Annotated in this window: 16 protein-coding genes and 1 pseudogene; 2 read left to right on the plus strand and 15 right to left on the minus strand. The window is 44.3% G+C overall.

Features of this window, described 5'->3' with window-relative positions; all coding sequences use genetic code 11:
- Positions 1-14: 14 nt before the first annotated feature.
- The 7 genes from pepV to cdaA form a co-directional block, all read right to left on the minus strand.
- Positions 15-1,415: a dipeptidase PepV gene (pepV, locus tag K5Q29_RS03265; protein ID WP_105139780.1), complete on the minus strand. Its 1,401-nt coding sequence runs from the start codon at positions 1,413-1,415 to the stop codon at positions 15-17.
- A gap of 314 nt (positions 1,416-1,729) precedes the next feature.
- Positions 1,730-2,905: a serine/threonine transporter SstT gene (gene sstT, locus K5Q29_RS03270; RefSeq protein ID WP_239515183.1), complete on the minus strand. Its 1,176-nt coding sequence runs from the start codon at positions 2,903-2,905 to the stop codon at positions 1,730-1,732.
- A 192-nt stretch (positions 2,906-3,097) separates the two neighbouring features.
- Positions 3,098-3,874: a class I SAM-dependent methyltransferase gene (locus K5Q29_RS03275; RefSeq protein WP_105139778.1), complete on the minus strand. Its 777-nt coding sequence runs from the start codon at positions 3,872-3,874 to the stop codon at positions 3,098-3,100.
- A gap of 131 nt (positions 3,875-4,005) precedes the next feature.
- Complete coding sequence (locus K5Q29_RS03280; protein ID WP_009910410.1) at positions 4,006-5,550, minus strand: ABC-F family ATP-binding cassette domain-containing protein; 1,545 nt, start codon at positions 5,548-5,550, stop codon at positions 4,006-4,008.
- A gap of 163 nt (positions 5,551-5,713) precedes the next feature.
- Positions 5,714-7,063: a phosphoglucosamine mutase gene (gene glmM, locus K5Q29_RS03285; protein ID WP_024382006.1), complete on the minus strand. Its 1,350-nt coding sequence runs from the start codon at positions 7,061-7,063 to the stop codon at positions 5,714-5,716.
- Between the two features lie 12 nt (positions 7,064-7,075).
- The gene (locus K5Q29_RS03290) at positions 7,076-7,780 is read right to left on the minus strand and encodes a YbbR-like domain-containing protein (protein WP_105139777.1); all 705 of its coding nucleotides are present in this window, start codon (positions 7,778-7,780) and stop codon (positions 7,076-7,078) included.
- A complete protein-coding gene (cdaA, locus tag K5Q29_RS03295; RefSeq protein WP_024399762.1) occupies positions 7,770-8,624 on the minus strand; it encodes a diadenylate cyclase CdaA in 855 nt (284 codons plus the stop codon). Before cdaA ends, K5Q29_RS03290 begins: the two co-directional genes overlap by 11 nt.
- A 181-nt stretch (positions 8,625-8,805) precedes the next feature.
- Here cdaA and murT point away from each other — a divergent pair, with 181 nt between their 5' ends.
- Together murT and gatD are read left to right on the plus strand one after the other, a co-directional pair.
- The gene (gene murT / locus K5Q29_RS03300; protein WP_205032612.1) at positions 8,806-10,149 is read left to right on the plus strand and encodes a lipid II isoglutaminyl synthase subunit MurT; all 1,344 of its coding nucleotides are present in this window, start codon (positions 8,806-8,808) and stop codon (positions 10,147-10,149) included.
- Positions 10,149-10,937 (plus strand): lipid II isoglutaminyl synthase subunit GatD, encoded by a 789-nt coding sequence (gene gatD, locus K5Q29_RS03305; RefSeq protein WP_105139775.1) that lies wholly within the window; start codon positions 10,149-10,151, stop codon positions 10,935-10,937. The genes murT and gatD overlap by 1 nt, the downstream gene beginning before the upstream one ends.
- A 140-nt stretch (positions 10,938-11,077) precedes the next feature.
- Here the strand turns inward: gatD and K5Q29_RS03310 are convergent, their stop codons facing one another.
- From K5Q29_RS03310 to K5Q29_RS03345, 8 genes and pseudogenes are all read right to left on the minus strand, one after another.
- Complete coding sequence (locus K5Q29_RS03310) at positions 11,078-11,905, minus strand: putative RNA methyltransferase (RefSeq protein WP_105139774.1); 828 nt, start codon at positions 11,903-11,905, stop codon at positions 11,078-11,080.
- A gap of 1 nt (position 11,906) precedes the next feature.
- On the minus strand, positions 11,907-12,383 hold the full coding sequence (locus K5Q29_RS03315) for a DUF3955 domain-containing protein (RefSeq protein WP_105139773.1): 477 nt from the start codon (positions 12,381-12,383) through the stop codon (positions 11,907-11,909).
- A gap of 448 nt (positions 12,384-12,831) precedes the next feature.
- Positions 12,832-14,730, minus strand: coding sequence for an ABC-F family ATP-binding cassette domain-containing protein (locus K5Q29_RS03320; protein ID WP_105139772.1), 1,899 nt, complete (start codon positions 14,728-14,730; stop codon positions 12,832-12,834).
- Positions 14,731-14,830: 100 nt separating this feature from the next.
- Positions 14,831-15,196 carry a hypothetical protein gene (locus tag K5Q29_RS03325; RefSeq protein WP_105139771.1) on the minus strand — a complete coding sequence of 122 codons (366 nt, stop codon included), beginning with the start codon at positions 15,194-15,196 and terminating at the stop codon, positions 14,831-14,833.
- Between the two features lie 10 nt (positions 15,197-15,206).
- Positions 15,207-15,344 (minus strand): annotated as a pseudogene (locus K5Q29_RS03330) (matrixin family metalloprotease); the annotation flags it as partial.
- Between the two features lie 104 nt (positions 15,345-15,448).
- A complete protein-coding gene (locus tag K5Q29_RS03335) occupies positions 15,449-16,054 on the minus strand; it encodes a protease (RefSeq protein ID WP_239515184.1) in 606 nt (201 codons plus the stop codon).
- Positions 16,055-16,119: 65 nt separating this feature from the next.
- A complete protein-coding gene (locus tag K5Q29_RS03340) occupies positions 16,120-16,896 on the minus strand; it encodes an alpha/beta hydrolase family protein (protein ID WP_105139769.1) in 777 nt (258 codons plus the stop codon).
- A 63-nt stretch (positions 16,897-16,959) separates the two neighbouring features.
- Positions 16,960-18,621, minus strand: coding sequence for a ribonuclease J (locus K5Q29_RS03345; RefSeq protein ID WP_024406880.1), 1,662 nt, complete (start codon positions 18,619-18,621; stop codon positions 16,960-16,962).
- Positions 18,622-18,821: the final 200 nt, after the last annotated feature.

Raw genomic sequence — 18,821 nt, forward strand, 5'->3', positions numbered from 1 at the left:
AATATGGGTTCGTACTATTTGATCAATTCATAAATAGCTTCTGCGTAAATGGCAGCGGCGCGGTAGAGTTGCTCGACTTCGATAAATTCGTTGGCTTGGTGCATAGTGTTGACATCGCCTGGGAACATAGCTCCGTAGGCAACACCACGTTTGAGCAAGCGTCCGAATGTTCCGCCACCGATCACTTGTTCGTGACCTTTCAAACCTGTGTGTTTTTCATAAACAGACAAGAGGGTCGCAACCATTGGGTCATCGATTGGGCAATAATGTGGAGTATGACCATGCTCAGACAGGCTGACAGCTTCCACGCCCAGTTTTTCCAAACCAGCCTTGATGGTTTCTGGGTTGGTATTTTTTGGATAACGGAAGTTGAGGGCAATGGTGTTGTCAGATGAGGTTTCATCAAACTTAAAGACACCTGCGTTCATAGAAAGGGCACCCATTTGCTCATCGTAAATGGCTACGCCGAGTTTCTTAGCGTCATGGTCTTCCAGAAGGAATTGTCCTGCCAAGTCAAGATAGGCTTTGGCTGCTCCGTCAAAGGCGAATTGGCTGAGGAATTTTGCCAAGTAGGTTGCTCCGTTGACACCTTCTTCTGGGGTTGAACCGTGGGCTGATTTTCCGATGACGGTCACTTGTACTTGTCCGTTTTCAAGTTTTTCCGCGTCAGCTTTTAGGCCGTAAGTGGCTGTGAATGCTGCCAACTTGCTGTCCAGGTCTGCTAGGTCGCCAGAGATAATCGCTGTCGCAGACTCAGGCACCATGTTCTCACGCAAACCGCCTGCGAAGGAATGCAGCTTAGCAGCTCCGCTATTTTCCCCCGCAAAATGAAGATAAGCTGTGATATTGCCCTTTTCGCCGTTGATAATCGGGAACTCAGCATCTGGAGAAAATCCGAAATCTGGCAGGGGTAGGCCGACATGCTCGAAGTAGTAATCCATGTCTGCCCAGCCCGACTCTTCGTCGGTACCGACGATGAAGCGGACTTTTTTCGAAGTCGGAAGACCCAGCTCCTTGATGATTTTCAAGCCGTAGTAACAAGCCATGGTCGGTCCCTTATCGTCAGAGGATCCGCGGGCAAAGAGCTTGCCGTCGATGATTTGCGGCTCGTACGGGTCGGTGTTCCAACCGCTACCTGCTGGCACCACGTCCAAGTGACCGAAGATACCGAGGACTTCTTCGCCCTCGCCAAACTCAAAGTGACCTGCGTAGTTGTCAACGTTCTTGGTTGGGTAACCATCACGCTGAGCGATTTCCAGGAACTTGTCCAAGGCACGCACTGGTCCTGGTCCAAATGGATGCTGGGCATCTGCCTGGCTGTCGTCACGCTCGGAATTGATGCGGAGGAGGTCAAAGAGGTCCGCAAGAAACTCATCTTTGCGTTTGTCAAACTCTGCTCTAAAATTTACTGTCATAATTTCTCCTTTTCAGTATCGTCATTTGGTTTATCTTTTATTACGTCGACGCAAGTGGAAACTTCGTTTCCCTATTTCCAACTTCAAATAATTTCATCATTATTTGAACTCGTTTTGCCGTACTTCAGTTATGCCTGCGGCTGTTGACACAAACTTCGTTTGTTTCATCTCCGACCTTCAAAGGTTCCCCGAACCTTTGAAGCTAGTAATAAAAGTGAACCAAAAGACTAGATTAAAGTAAGTCTATTTTATCACAAAATGAAAGAGATTTCAGAAGTAAAGCGAAGAAAAAAAGTTGGTCTCCCAACTTCTTTCTATTTTTTCCAAGCAGATCGTTCTGCTACAACTGTAAACAAAACATCGGTTGATGAGTTGAGGGCTGTTTCACAAGAGTCCTGAATCACTCCGACCACAAATCCGACTCCAACTACTTGCATGGCTAACTCATTTGGAATGCCAAAAAGACTACATGCTACTGGGATGAGGAGAAGCGAGCCACCTGCTACCCCAGATGCTCCTGCTGCTGATAGTGATGCAACAACGGATAAAAGAAGAGCTGAGCTGAAATCAACACTGATGCCAAGTGTATGAACAGCTGCCATTGTTAAAATATTAATCGTAATAGCCGCGCCAGCCATATTAATTGTGGCACCGAGCGGAATAGATACTGAGTATGTATCTGGATCCACTCCTAAACGTTTGCAGAGCTGCATATTGACAGGGATATTAGCTGCTGAACTTCTTGTAAAAAACGCCGTAACCCCACTAACCCGAAGACATTCAAATACCAGCGGGTAAGGATTTTTCTTCATTACAAGAAAAGCAATCAAGGGATTGACAACAAGCGCGACAAAAATCATGCTTCCAACCAAAAGTAAGAGCAGTAAACCATAGTCTTTTAAAGCTGTCAGACCATTATTTGCAATGGTATCGAAAACCAAGCCCATGATACCAAATGGTGCCAGACTAATAATCCAGCCTACAACTTTAGAAGTCACTTCCGCAGCAGATTGCAATAAATCTTTGGTTGTCTTGCTTGCATGACGAAAGGCCAAGCCAAACACTGCCGCCCATGTCAAAACACCAATATAATTAGCCGTTGCAAGTGCATTGATTGGATTGTCAACGACCTTCAACAAGAGGTCTTGGAATACTTCAGCAATCCCTTGTGGAGGAGTAATGTCCGTAGTCGTTGTAGTAGAAAGAACCAATTTAATAGGGAATAAATAGCTTGCTCCTACAGCAATGAAGGCCGCAGCAAAAGTGCCAAATAGATACAGGCAGATAACTGTCCTCATATTCGATTTTTGACCAGCAGGAGCTTGTGATAGAGCATGTGCAACTAGTGTCAGAACCAAAAGAGGGGCTATAGCCTTCAATGCTCCTACAAATAGACTACCAAAGAGAGCAATGACCGTTATTTTTGGAGCAATTAAGCCTAGTAACACTCCCAAAACAACACCAATTCCGATTTTTCGGATTAAATTCATTTTTTTCCATACAGATATTATTTTATTCACTCATTTACCTCCAAACAAACATTTTTCAATCATAGCAGAAAAACGAAGGTTGGTCAATAGCATAAAAAATGAGATATTACACAGCGGAAGCCTGAAAAATCTTGCACAATCATTTCAACTTTACCTACTGAGTTAAAAAGGACATCTTTCGGTGGCTTGTTTCTACCACTTTATCGATAAATTCGCTATGTAATCTGAGGCAAATTGAGTCAAGCGATTGCGACTGTCTTTGGATTCATAAAAATCAATCATGGCAAAACCAGCTCGTAATTGCCCAGCAATCTGTTCTTCTAAGGTGTGGCTAAATTCATAGCCATATTCTGGGTCAATTGTAATTTGTCCTGTTTCTTCTAATTGTCGTGCATTGAAAGGTAGGCTGTACATTGGAACCAATGCTCTGTCTGGATGCTCCCAAACATCATCAGCATCAAAGATATAAATCCAAGGGTTCATGTAACCGACCATGAGCAGTCCACCTTTTTTCAAGACCCGATAGGATTCCCGCCACATAGTTTCTAAGTCTTCGATATAAACATTTGAAACAGGGCAAAAAATGATGTCAAAACTCTCGTCTTCAAAGGGAAAGGCTTGGGTCATATCTGCCTGAATAATTTCCAAATCCAGATTTTCCCGCTCCGCAATCAGCCGATCCTTTTCTAGCTGTTCCTTGGAAAAATCCATAATGGTCGTTTGGTAACCGTGAGCCGCAAATATCGGCCCCTGTTGCCCGCCACCACAGGCCAGACCCAACAATTTCTTGCCTTGGGCCTTTTCAAACCAGTCAAGCGGCACCATCTTTCCAACCGTCAGGGAAACTGCCAGGGGATTTGCTTTTGACTTTTCAAATTCCTCAGGACTGAGCGGAATTGTATAGCCATTTCCCTGCCTAGCTGAAACTCGATTCCAACGTTCTTGATTGTAGTTTACATAATCTGTCATTCTTATCTCCTCTGGAGAGGCCTAGCAAATCTGACCTCGTTCTATTCTTTTCATATTTTTACCTCCTTTACCATGCTCATTCTATTATAGTATAAGCACAAAGAAAAAGCTACCTTTCGATAGCTTGTTCCTTAAGTCAATTCATTAAAATCCCATACATCGTCCACCCAGCCTTCATAGAAATCAGGCTCGTGGCAGACCATGAGGATGGAGCCCTTGTAGGCTTGAAGGGCACGTTTGAGTTCATCCTTGGCATCCACATCCAAGTGGTTAGTCGGCTCGTCAAGGACCAGGACATTATTTTCACGGTTCATGAGCAGACAGAAGCGAACTTTTGCCTGTTCACCACCTGAAAGAACTTGAATTTGGCTTTCGATATGCTTGGAAGTCAGACCACAACGAGCCAAGGCGGCTCGTACTTCTGCCTGGTTAAGGGCTGGAAAGGCATCCCAAACGGCTTCCAGCGGGGTCTGACGATTGCCGCCAGCTACTTCTTGCTCGAAATAGCCTAGTTCCAGATACTCCCCGCGCTCCACAGAACCGCCCAGCGGTGGAATAATCCCCAGCAAACTTTTAAGAAGAGTAGATTTACCGATACCGTTGGCACCGACAATGGCAATCTTCTGGTTGCGTTCAAAGGTCAAATTGAGCGGTTTACGTGTCAATACACGGTCATAACCAATTTCCAAATCAGTCGTTTGGAAGATAAAGCGACTTGGAGTTCGAGCCATTTTGAAATCAAATGATGGCTTTGGTTTCTCTGCTTGAAGCTCAATAATCTCCATCTTGTCCAGCTTCTTCTGACGAGACATGGCCATGTTTCGAGTTGCAACTCGGGCCTTGTTACGGTTAACGAAGTCCTGCAAATCTGCGATCTCCTTCTGCTGGCGCTCATAGGCAGCCTCCAACTGAGCCCGCTTCATAGCATGGACTTCTTGGAATTGGTAGTAATCACCTGTGTAGCGAGTCAAAAGCTGATTTTCCACATGGTAGACAATGTTAATCACATCATTCAAGAAAGGAATGTCGTGCGAAATCAAGACAAAGGCATTCTCATAGTTCTGCAAGTAGCGTTTGAGCCAGTCGATATGTTCGGCATCTAGATAGTTAGTCGGCTCATCCAGTAGCAAGATGTCAGGCTTTTCCAAGAGCAATTTTGCCAAAAGAACTTTAGTCCGTTGGCCACCTGATAACTCCGTCACGTCCTTGTCCATGCCATAGTCCATGACACCAAGGGCACGCGCTACTTCGTCAATCTTGGCATCAAGCGTATAGAAATCACGGCTTTCCAGACGGTCTTGCAATTCGCCAACCTCTTCCATGAGGGCATCCATATCGGCTCCCTCTTCTGCCATAGACATATAAATATCATTGATACGAGCTTCTGTCTTGAAGAGTTCATCGAATGCTGTCCGCAAGACATCACGGACTGATTGACCTTTTTCTAGTTTAGCATGCTGGTCTAAATAACCTGCTGTTACATAACGTGACCATTCAACCTTGCCTTCATCTGGCTGCAACTGACCTGTCACGATAGACATGAAGGTCGATTTCCCTTCACCATTGGCACCGACAAGACCGATATGCTCCCCTTTCAAGAGACGGAAGGAGACATTCTCAAAAATCGCGCGGTCACCAAAACCATGACTCAAATTCTTTACTTCTAAAATACTCATAATTTCCTCATAACATCAAAGAACTGGAGTAACAAACCCCAGTTTTTACTTTTATTTTCGCAGTAGTTGAGTGGAATTTCTTCGCCTATCAGCTGTGAAATTCCTACTCAACCTTGCGGGGGTTAGACAACGAAATCAAACTCTACGAGTTACTGATTTCTGTCTAACTCCCGATTTCCGCACGGACCACATCGGCAATAGTGTCCACGTAGTAATCGACTTCAGTATCCGTTGGTGCTTCTGCCATAACACGCAAGAGAGGCTCAGTACCACTTGGGCGAACCAAGATACGACCATTGCCAGCCATTTCTGCTTCCATTTTTTCAATAATAGCTGCAATAGCAGGCACTTCCATTGCCTTGTCTTTCATGCTGTTTTCCACACGGATATTGACCAATTTTTGTGGGTAAATGGTCACTTCTGCTGCCAATTCTGATAACTTCTTACCAGTTTCTTTCATGATTTTGGTCAATTGCACAGCGGTCAACTGGCCGTCACCTGTGGTGTTATAATCCATCAGAATCACATGTCCTGACTGCTCACCACCGACATTGTAGCCTTCCTTGCGCATTTCTTCAACCACATAACGGTCACCAACTGCGGTCACAGCTTTTTCAATACCCTCACGATCCAAAGCCTTATGGAAACCAAGGTTGGACATAACTGTGGTCACAATTGTATTTTTGGCCAATAGACCTCGATCAGCAAGGTATTTACCAACGATGTACATGATACGGTCACCGTCTACCAAATCACCATTTTCATCGACAGCAATCAAGCGGTCACTGTCACCATCAAAGGCAAGACCGATTTGACTACCTGTTTCCTTGACCAGTTCTTGCAATTTTTCAGGATGAGTTGAACCAACGCCCTCATTGATATTCAAGCCGTCTGGCTTTTCAGCCATTACTGTCAAATCTGCTCCCAAATCTACAAAAATTTGACGTGCAGATGTTGCTGCAGCACCATTGGCTGTATCGAGTGCAACTTTCATACCGTCCAAATCTGTACCAGTTGACACCAAGAATTGCTGGTACTTACGTAGACCTTCTGGATATTCTACCACATCTCCTAAACCTTGAGCAGATGGGCGTGGCAATGTGTCTTCCTCAGCATCAAGAAGAGCCTCAATTTCCGCTTCCAATGCATCATCCAATTTGAAACCATCACCAGCAAAGAATTTGATACCGTTATCTTGCGCTGGGTTATGACTTGCAGAAATCATGACACCTGCACTTGCTTTTTCAGTTTTGACTAGGTGAGCAACACCCGGTGTCGCTAAAACTCCCAATTTATACACATGAATCCCTACTGATAGAAGCCCTGCAATCAAGGCAGCCTCTAACATTTGACCTGAGATACGTGTGTCACGCGCCACAAAGACACGAGGAACATCCGTCTCATGCTGGCTAAGGACATAACCACCAAAACGACCCAATTTGAATGCTAATTCTGGCGTTAATTCTACGTTTGCTTCTCCACGGACACCATCTGTCCCAAAATATTTACCCATTTTCATAACCTCTTATTTTGTTTTTGTAAGTATAATTTGCATATTTGCTTCCGTCTGAGACAGTACAACTGGCAAGACATTGCCATCGCTGTCTACAGCCTGTAATTTAGCTGTGCCACTATAATTCTCAGACAGATTGCTCACATCCATCGCAACAGCTTCGACTCGATCAATCTTAGCCATTGTTTCTTCATCCGTTGTCACTTTAACGGTGTCTAGGTTGACTGAAACCTTAGACAGACTGTAACCTTCTGCCAATTGATTACTATAGACTCGACCTGCTACTGGGAATGCCTTGCTAACTTTTTTACCAATCTTGACAGTAATCGCATCAGGTGCCAGTGTCGCACTCACTCCTGCCGGCAAATTGGTCAATTGTAGCTTGACAGTTTGTGTCCCATCACTCAACTCTCTCAAATCCGCAGTCACTTGAAAAGTCCGAGTTGACTCATCTGATTCTCTCTGTAGGAGAACACGATTAGAGCCCCTTAATTCAACTGCCACTGTCGAAGAAAATCCGGAAATAAAATACTTATTTGTATCATATTCAATCTCAATCGGTACATTGTTAAGTGTGTGAACATAGGTTTCTGACTCCGTGTTCTGTGCAGCTGATTCTGAATTTTTATAGTTGGTGGTTGTTGCATAGAAAAAGAGCAACAATGCTAGAAAAATAGATAGGGCTAAGTGACCTACAGCTTTAAACTTATCGTTCATGTTTGCCACCTCCTAATCGCTTCCAGATGGACTTTTTCTCTACATTTTCAGAAATAAAAGTCGCTCGCAACTCTGCTTCAAACTCATCCAAAGTCAAGTCATGTTTGAATATCCCGTTTCGTGCAATAGAGATACTGCCAGTTTCTTCAGAAACAATAAACACAAACGCATCAGATACCTCCGATAAGCCAATGGCTGCACGGTGTCGTGTTCCAAATTCCTTTGAAATTCCTGCGCTCTCTGACAGGGGCAAATAAGCACAAGCAACCGCTACCTTGTCTTCCTTGACAATTACGGCCCCATCGTGTAACGGTGTATTCGGGATGAAAATATTTATTAACAATTCCTGAGATATATCCGCATTGAGAGGAATCCCCGTTGCTCTATATTCCTGTAATGTTTGGGCTTGTTCTACTGCCACAAGTGCACCAATTTTACGCGGAGACATATAAGCAACAGATTTGAGAAAAGCAACAATTAGCTTTTCTTCTGCACTCACAGTATTTGCCCCAAAAATCTGAGTTGTCCTGCCGAGTTTTTCAAGCATGGCACGCAACTCTGGTGCAAAAATAACTACTGCTGCAATAACTCCATACGTGATTACTTGATTAATCAGCCAAGCAATCGTCTGCAGACCGAATAAACTAGCTATAATCTGGACAATAATGAAGAGAAAAACCCCTCGAATCAATGTCATAATTTTAGTACCTGCAATAGCCTTACTAAAATTATAAATCAAATAAACAACTATACTAATATCAATTAGGTGCAACAGTGCGGTCCAAGGACTGGCTATCAAACTCGACCAATACCCTGTATCCAGTAACTGGTTTAGGTTTAACATATCATTCTCATACTTTCTAACTCATACATAGTAATGTACTCATTATACCATATTTTTTCCCCTTTTCTTTAGAAAATAGTGACCTTCCTGTTAAAAATATTACAGATTTACTGCAGGAATATATCACATTCCAACACACTCCATTCTAGAAAATCAGTGACCTTTATGATAAAATAGTCCCATGAAAATAAATACAGCTTTGGGTATTCTAGCAGGAAAAAGTTCCCAGTTCATTTTGAAAAAACTAGGACGTGGTACTACCCTGCCTGGAAAAATTGCCCTCAAATTCGATAAACATATTTTAGATAGTTTGGCTAAGGATTATGAAGTCGTTGTGGTGACAGGTACTAACGGTAAGACTCTGACCACCGCCCTGACAGTCGGTATCCTTCAGGAAGCCTTTGGAGAAATTACAACCAATACCAGCGGTGCCAATATGATAACAGGGATTACGGCTACTTTCCTGTCTGCCAAGAAAAATAAAAATGGCAAGAAGATTGCCGTCTTGGAGATTGACGAAGCCAGCCTGGCCCGTGTGACCGACTTTATCAAGCCTAACCTGATTGTCTTCACCAATATCTTCCGCGACCAAATGGACCGTTACGGCGAGATTTATACCACCTACCAGATGATTTTGGACGGGGCTGCCAAGGCACCTCAGGCGACCATTCTCGCCAACGGTGACAGCCCGCTTTTCAACTCGACGAGCATTATCAATCCAGTTAAATACTACGGTTTTGCGACGGAAGAGCATGAGCCACGTCTGGCCCACTACAATACCGAAGGCGTTCTCTGCCCGCATTGCCACCAGATTATCCAATACAAGCTCAATACCTACGCTAACTTGGGTAGCTATATCTGTAACAACTGTGACTTTAGCCGACCTGAGCTGGACTACAAGTTAACAGAGTTGAAGGAAATTACCAATACTTCTTCTACCTTTGCCATTGACGGTCAGGATTACAAAATCAACATCGGTGGACTTTACAATATCTACAATGCCCTAGCAGCTGTCAGCGTAGCAGAATTTTTCGGCGTATCTCCTGAGAAAATCAAGGCTGGTTTTGACAAGTCTAAGGCAGTTTTCGGTCGCCAAGAAACCTTTAAATTGGGCGATAAAGATTGTACTCTGGTCTTGATTAAAAATCCTGTCGGTGCAACCCAGGCCATTGAAATGATGAAACTGGCTCCTTACGATTTTAGCCTGTCCGTCCTTCTCAATGCCAACTACGCTGACGGAATTGATACCAGCTGGATTTGGGACGCCGACTTTGAACAAATCACTCAAATGGACATTCCACAAGTCTTTGCAGGCGGTGTTCGCTCGTCTGAAATTGCCCGTCGCCTCCGTGTGACTGGCTATCCAGAGGACCAGATTACTGAAACACCAAAACTGGAAGACATCATGACCTTGATTGAGCAGTCCAGCAGTCAGCATGCCTATATCCTCGCAACCTATACGGCTATGCTGGAATTCCGTGACTTGCTGGCTCAACGCCAAGCCGTTGGAAAGGAGATGAAATAATGGTCTATACATCATTAAAAAGTCCTGAAAAAGACTACGCTTATGATCTCCACATCGCTCACCTCTACGGTGATTTGATGAATACCTACGGTGACAATGGCAATATCCTCATGCTCAAGTATGTAGCTGAAAAGCTCGGTGCTCGTGTTCAGGTGGACATCGTTTCACTGACAGATGAATTTGATAAAAATTTCTACGACATCGCCTTTTTCGGCGGTGGACAGGACTATGAACAATCCATTCTAGCTAAGGATTTACCAACTAAAAAAGACAGCCTAGCAGACTTCATCGAAAATGACGGTGTCATGCTGGCTATCTGCGGTGGCTTCCAATTGCTTGGTCAATACTACATCGAAGCTGGCGGCCGCAAGATTGACGGACTGGGTATCATGGGCCACTACACCCTCAACCAGACCAATAACCGCTACATCGGTGACATCAAAATTCACAATGATGAATTCAAGGAAACCTACTACGGTTTTGAAAACCACCAAGGCCGTACCTTCTTAGCTGACAACCAAAAACCGCTGGGCAAGGTCATCTATGGTAATGGCAACAACAAGGAAGACGGCGGCGAAGGTCTGCACTACAAAAACACCTTCGGCAGCTACTTCCACGGACCAATCCTGTCCCGCAACGCCAACCTAGCCTATCGCTTGGTCACAACTGCCCTCCGCAAAAAATACGGACAAGACATCCAACTAGCCAGCTACGCTAACATCCTCAGCAAAGAAGTCGCTGAAGAATACGGCGATGTAAAAAGCAAGGCAGAATTTGATACTCAATGAAAATCAGAATCAGACTAGGCGACGCAGATGCAGATAGAACTGAAGTTCATCAAATCAAGTCAACAACGTCTGACTTTGATTTTCGAAGAGTATGAGAAATAAAGCAAAACCGCTTCTGAAATCAGAGGCGGTTTCATTTTTTATATCGTTCCAACCAAAAGCACTCCCTCAACCGTAATCTCGGTCAACTGGCTCAAATCCAACTTGGACTGGTCCACTTGGAAAAAGAGAGGCGTCATGTCTGCCAGGACTTGAGCATGGGTGGCTGTAATCGGCAGAGTCCGACTGACCATCACCTGCTCCACCTGCCCTAGGTAAGACTTGAAATGGTCCACGATATCCTGGTTATCATAGGCTTCCTTGCGGAGTTGGTCCTTGGCTAAATGGCGGAGCTCCTTGAGGTGATTGGGACCTGGGACCAGCTTGAGAATAGCCCCATCAGCTTTCAGTACTCTGGCAAACTCCTGATAATTGGCTGGGGAAAAGATGTCCAAGATGCCGTCAATGGTCTTGTCTTGAATAGGCAACTTGGTCAAGTCACCGACAAACCATTTGACCGACTTGCTGCTGTCAGATCTAGCTGCTAGGAGTATGGAATCCTTGGAAATGTCAAAAGCAAGAATGTCCAAGTCCATTTTCTCGGCTAACTTACGGGAATAAAAGCCCTCCCCACAGCCGATGTCCAAGACAGACTGCAAGCCCAGCTCTGCTATTTTCCCCTCCAAAGCCTCATAGAGATGATCGTAATAGCCCGCCTCCAAAAAGGCCTGGCGGTTTTCAAAGCTAGACTTGTGGTAGTTGGCGGACTGCTTGACCTGGGGCGCCAGATTGACATAGCCCTGCTTGGCGATGTCGAAGGTGTGGCGGTTGGGGCAACGGAGGCTGTTTAGGTCAAGACCAAGAGCCTGCCCACAATGTGGACAGGTGAAAAATTGGTCGCTATTAAGGAAACGTGGGTGTTTGGTCATGTTACTTGTTTTCTTTTCTAAAGCGGTGGAGGGCTAGTCCGGATAGGAGCGTGGCAATGGCTCCTGTAAAAACTAGCAAATATCCAACTGGGAGCAGGTAGAAATTTTCATGCAGGATACCCTTGGCATCGACATATTCGACGGAATTGGCCTTGATGATAAAGCAAACAAAGCCTAAGACCATGAGAAAGCTTCCGATAATGGTAATGGTCAGGTGCATCTGGGTACGGCGACCTTCGCGACCGTCCTTGACTAGTTTTTCTGTCATGTTGTTCATGTCAGTTCCTCCTAAGATAAGTTGATCTAGGGAGATTGAAAAGACAGAGGACATGAGAATCAAGAGTTCCAAGTCGGGTAGGTTTTTGTCATTTTCCCAGTTGGAAACAGCCTGCCGTGTCACATTGAGCTTGAGAGCAAACTGCTCCTGGGTCAAACCTTCCTTCTTCCGTAAGTCTTTGATTTGTTGTCCAAAGTTCATTTCTTTCTCCTTTCCGGGAGCGGGACAGAACTCAAAAAATGAGAAAGAGTTCGTCAACAAGTCTTTATTTCTAGTTGTTGAGCTAAAACGGTCTATCCCCAGCCCGTTTTACTCCCGTCCCCGCACAGCTTAAACTGTCTGGGGGACAGTTTAAGGTTGGGAATAAAGCGAACAAAGTTCGCAACATTCGTTAGGTCAGATTTGAAGTGTGCAACACGAACAAATCTGCCAATCAACCACTGCGCTGAGATGTTGACACCAACTTCGAGAAGTGATGCTAATCTCTATACTTATCTTAGTCTGACGCTAATCATTTGCCAAGAAAGGCTGGCTTGCAAATAACATTTTTGACCGCAAGAGAATTTTGCGGCAGACTTTTTTCCTCGCAAGACCTGCTTGCAGGCTTGATTTGATAGCGTTTCTGACAGACTGTCAACTCCCTGTCAACCTAGCCCATCTGCTCGGATAGGGCTTCCCATTCTTCCATGAGGCTTTCTTGTTGGACTGTCAGTTGGTCGATTTCTTTCTGGTAATCGGTCAGCCGGGCGATATCGTTTGTTTCTAGCATGGCTTGGTTGAGCTCGCTTAGGCGGTTTTCGATGTTGTCAATTTCTGCCTCGATTTGCTCGATGCGGCGGGCCAGTTTGCGTTGCTCTTTTTGGTTTTCCTTTTGGGCTTGGTAGTCCATGGCTCCGACTGATTGGCTGGTACTTTCTAGCTGGTCAGGCTGGGATTCTACTTCCAGCTCTGCCTTTTTCTCTAAATAATAATCATAGTCGCCCAAGTAGAGCGTGGAGCCCGTTTCCGAGATTTCTAGCACCTTTGTGGCTACGCGGTTGATGAAATAGCGGTCGTGGCTGACAAAGAGCAGGGTGCCGTCAAAGTCGATCAGGGCATTTTCCAGGACCTCCTTGCTGTCGATGTCCAGGTGGTTGGTCGGCTCGTCGAGGATGAGGAAGTTGTTGTTTTCCATGGACAGCTTGGCGAGGAGCAGGCGGGCTTTTTCCCCACCAGATAGCATGGAGACGGACTTTTTGACATCATCACCTGAGAAGAGGAAGGCTCCCAGGCGGTTGCGGATTTCCACTTCAGGTGTGGTCGGAAAGGCTGACCAGAGCTCCTCCAAGACAGTGTTGGAAGGCGTCAGGGCCGACTGGGTCTGGTCATAGTAGCCCACTTCCACATTGGCACCGAGCTTGGCTTCCCCTTTGATAAATGGCAGAGCTCCGATGATGGATTTGAGCAGGGTTGTTTTTCCGATTCCATTCGGACCGACAATGGCAATGGCATCCAGCTTTCGTTGGTCAATGGAAATAGGCTGAGAAAGTATTTCTCCATCGTAGCCCACCGCAGCATTTTCCACTGTCAAGACGATATTTCCTGAAGTCTTGTCTGACTGGAAGGTCATGTTGGCAGACTTCTGACCAGTTGTTGGCTTATCCAGTCGCTCCATCTTTTCCAACTGCTTGCGTCTAGCCTGAGCACGCTTGGTGGTCGAAGCACGGACAATATTTTTCTGGACAAAGTCTTCTAGTTTGGCAATTTCCTTCTGCTGCTTTTCATAGTTTTGCAACTCCGTTTGCAACTTCTGCTCTTTGAGCTCGACAAACTGAGAATAATTGCCCACATAGCGATCCAAGGAATGCTTGGTCAAATCCAGTGTCAGTGTCGCCACCTTGTCCAAGAAATAGCGGTCATGGCTGACGATAATCAAGGCTCCCTTGTAATGTACTAGGTAGTTTTCCAGCCAGGCAATCGTGTCAATGTCCAGGTGGTTGGTGGGCTCATCCAGCACCAATAATTCTGGGCTTTCAAGAAGCATTTTTGCCAGTGCAAGTCGAGTATTCTGACCGCCAGAGAGTTCGGAGATTTTCATGTCCCACATGGTCTGGTCAAACTTAAAGCCGTTCAAAATAGCACGGATGTCTGCCTCATAGTTAAAACCACCTGCCAGACGAAATTCTTCCGACAGACTATCGTAGGTCTTCATGAGCTGGTCGAGTTCATTACCAGACAAACTGCCCATTTGCTCTTCCATAGACCGCAGGCGTTTCTCCGTCATCCGCAGGTCATCAAAGACATGGAGCATTTCATCATAAATGGTATTTTCCGACTCAAAACGGCTATCCTGTGCCAGATAAGAAAGGGACAAATCACGCTTGGTTGAGATGTCACCGCTAGTCGCTGCTTCTTCTCCGACAAGGATTTTGAGCAGGGTGGACTTGCCTGCCCCATTTTTTCCGACAAGGGCAATCCGATCTCGCTTGTCCACTTGAATGTTGATATTGTTAAATAAAACTTCGCCCGCAAAAGAGCGTTCAATCTTGTTTCCGCTTAGAATAATCATAAAAATATTGTACCATAATTTAGGGTAACAGTGCGGAATCCTTTTTCTGATTTCAACAAAAAACAGCGACTTTCCCGTCACTGTCCTTCTCAAAAAATATTTAGACCAAACCGCTAAGCAATTCCCTATTCTGCCAGAGTAGATAAAGACCACCGCCGATAATAATCAGCATGATGACAAACTTAATCAAGCCCTTGACAAAGCGGATGACCAACATCAATATCATAGATACAATCAGCCATCCCCAAGCGGAAGAATTGAGTAAGGTTTGCATACTCTCTAGACTTGCACCTGTCCAGGCCTTGATAGGTGCGGGGATTTTATCAAACCAGTTGCTATCTATACCGATTTGTTCCATAATCGAATGGCTGGTAGACTGCATCCATGCAAAAATCCCAGCATTATAGAGAAAGAGCAGAGCTTGCTCAGGATAACATTTTATTGTGTTTGTAATTATTCGAAGCATATTTTCCCTTCTATTCTGAATACAAGGCAAGGACCGCATCAATATCTGCCTGCTGAATACCATGATTAGAACCTGCCGATTCCATAACGGAGGTCTGACTATCTTCATGATCTAGACCAATAGCATGACCCAATTCATGCTCAGCTGTGGGAGCGGGAAAGAACTCAACCATTCATAGAAGAGTTCGTTTTCCCACCCCCGCACAGTTGATTAGGTTAGATTTGGAGTGTAAAACACGAACAAATCTGCCAATCAACCACTGCGCTGAGATGTTGACACTAACTTTGAGAAGCGGTGCTGGGCTTTTTGCCCAGCCTCATCATAACCATATTGGTCGTTTAATAAATAAAAACTATTCAGACGCACCGTTACAGAGCTATAATAATTGGTCAATAAGTTAGTCGTTGAATTGACCTCACCTGCTGCCTGGGTATTTCCATCATTCATCTCAGTCGCAATAATATCAGCCTGATTTGGATCACTTGTCATCACAAAAGTGAAGGCCCCTGTCGCATTCCAATTTGCAATGGCTGTTTCATAGGCAGCTACAAATGTTGGATTCTGGGTTTCAAGGTAAACAGTCGCAGTATTGCTTTCCCATCGACCATGATCGGCTGTATTGACCGTATCAGTAGTCAGGTGTTTAATGGTATTAACACCTTCTTCAATCGTCACTTCAGACTGCCCTTTGACCATCAATTGCACTTCTTGAGCTAGAGTTTGTAACATCTGAGGCGCTGCTTCCTGTTGAAAATAGAATAACAGACCTAGACCACAAGCCAATAACACCATTGATAACCAAATCAGACCCCAAAATATCCGCCAAATCCACCGTAGAATATTTCCAATAAGTTTCATAGACTATACCTCTTTCTAGAAATAGGTTTTAGTATAGCCATAATTTCTGAAACTTTTCTTAAAAACTAGGACAGTCTTTCTTCCAATTTGAAATCAATTGGCAACCAAGCCAATACCTTCTCAATCTGCTGATTCCAGTAGTACCACTCATGTTTACCAGGTCCGAAACTTGCCTCTATATCAAATCCCAGCTCTTTTAACTCTCCAACTGCCTTTTGATGCCCTTCAAAGAGAAAATCTTCCTCACCACACCAGGCATAAAATTTGGTCTTTTTATCGGATTGTTTAGCAATTTCTAACAAATTATTTGGATTCTGTTTATCAGAAATATCACCAAATACTCCTCGCCAATACGAAAGACTTCCCAATTCTGCTGCCGCTGGATTATCAAAATCAAAATACAATGCGCCTGAAAGCGAAGCTGCGTGTGAAAAACGATTGGTCATCATAGCAATCTTGAAGGTCCCATAACCACCCATAGACAAACCAGCGATAAAATTCTTCTCCCGCTTGTCAGACATATTTGGGAAAAATCGTTTGAGAATTTGAGGCAACTCTATTGCAATAGCATCATAATAATTCATGCCATAGGTGGTATTGGTATACCAGCCTTTATCTGTATTGACCATAACCACGATAAGATTGGTATAACGAACCAACCGTTCCACTGTAGAACGATTCAGCCAGGAATCCTGATTTCCTCCCATACCGTGCAAAAGATATAGGACAGGAATGTCGTTGTCATCAGGATTTTCCACACGATTGCGATCTGGATATAAAACCGTAACCTGTCTAGACATATCTAGAGCTTCTGAGTGGTATTCAATTTTCATTATTGCCATAAATCTTCTCCTTATGGTAAAGAGCCTGAGTTTCCTCGGCTCTTCTTATGTATATAAATCAGCTTACTTGACTTCCATAATTACCGGTAAAATAGCTGGGCGACGTTTGGTTTGGTCAAAGAGGAATTTTGCTAAATCATCGCGAACAGCACTCTTAAGCTCTGTCCAGTCAAAGCTATCCTTTGTAAAGTAATTTTCCACCGTTGTATTCACCAATTCTGATGCCTCACGCAAGATATCCTTGCTCTTTTTCACGTAGACAAAACCACGAGTATTGACCTTGGCTTTAGAAATGATTTTTTTCTCACGGCGGTTGACAGTGATAGCCACGATAAAGATACCGTCTTCTGAGAGGATCTTACGGTCACGAAGGACGATATTTCCAACATCGCCCATGGCATTTCCGTCAATCATGACATCACCAGCAGGAACCGCTCCGCTATGGACAAAATCCCCCTCTTCAAAAGCCATGACATCTCCACGCTTAACGATGATAATGTTTTCTGGATACATACCGATTTCAAGCGCAGCCTTAGCGTGAGCATCCAATTGACGATACTCCCCTTGAACTGGGAAAAGATATTTAGGTTTCATGATGTTGAGCATAAGCTGCAAATCACGCGCATTCCCATGCCCAGATACGCGAAGATTCTTTGTGATAGATTTTACGGTACCACCAGCCTTGTAAATCAAGTTCTCCACACGAGCAACAACCGCTTCTTTTGAAATACTTGGAGTGGTAACAATATAAACTAGATCACCTTCTTTGATTTCAACGTAGCGATGTCTACCGATAGACATTTTACGCAATCCATTTAACGGCTCGCCCATACGACCAGTTTCTAAAATAATCAATTCATGGTCTTCATACTTGTTCATATCCTTTGGTTTTACCAACAGGCGTTCGCTGACCAAACGAAGTTTTTTCAATTGAATCGCTGTTCGGACAATGTTTTCCACATCATGTCCTGTCAATACGACACGACGACCAGTTGCTTCTGCCGCATCAAAAATCTGTTGAATACGTACAATATTACTGGCAACTGCTGCCACAATAACACGCCCATCACAGTCAGCAATCGTATTGAGAATTTCCTCCCCAGCCTCATGCATGCTCGCTACTTGAACATTGCTATCTGCGTTAGCTGAGTCTGACAAGAGGGCCAACACACCTTCGTTACCGATTTCAGCCAATCGCCCAAAATCCGTACGATAAAACTTATCTGCTGCTTGGTCAAACTTAAAGTCACCTGTGTAGACAATATTTCCTTCATCCGTCTTAACGACAATTCCTAAACTCTCTGGAATAGAGTGGGTCGTCTGAAAGAAAGATACCACTGAATCCCCGAAATCAATTTCAGTATCAGCATTGATAACATGGAAATCATTAAATTTCTTAGTAGCATTATTCCCCTTGACAAGTAGCTTAGCCAATTCGATAGTCAAGTGCGAACCAAATACTGGCACTTTCACTTTCTCCAAGAGATAAGGAAGCGCTCCAATAGCATCCGCATGCCCGTGAGATAAAAAGACCCCTGCTACACGGTGCTTATTTTCTTCCAAATAATCGAAATTAGGGACGACTACATCCACACCTAACTGTTCATTCTCAGGATACTTTGCCCCTGCATCCAAAACAAAAATATGTTCATTCACTTCGGCAATGTACAGGTTTTTTCCGTTTTCCCGCACACCCCCAAGAGCCATAATTTTAATTGTACTCATCTTTACTCCTTTTGGACATCCCACAGGTGTCCATTTTATTTTTCTTACCAACGGTCCTTGGGAATTCCAAGTCGAATTACAGTCTGCTATGTCGGAGCTCTATTTGCAAAAGACACACTTTGGTTCAACATTATATTCATCCATCAAAGCAACTTTTAAATAGAAATTCCTAAATAGCTATCACTTCTATTATACATTTT

It is taken from the genome of Streptococcus sp. 2018037 (assembly GCF_019754195.1).
Lineage (GTDB): Bacteria > Bacillota > Bacilli > Lactobacillales > Streptococcaceae > Streptococcus > Streptococcus hashimotonensis.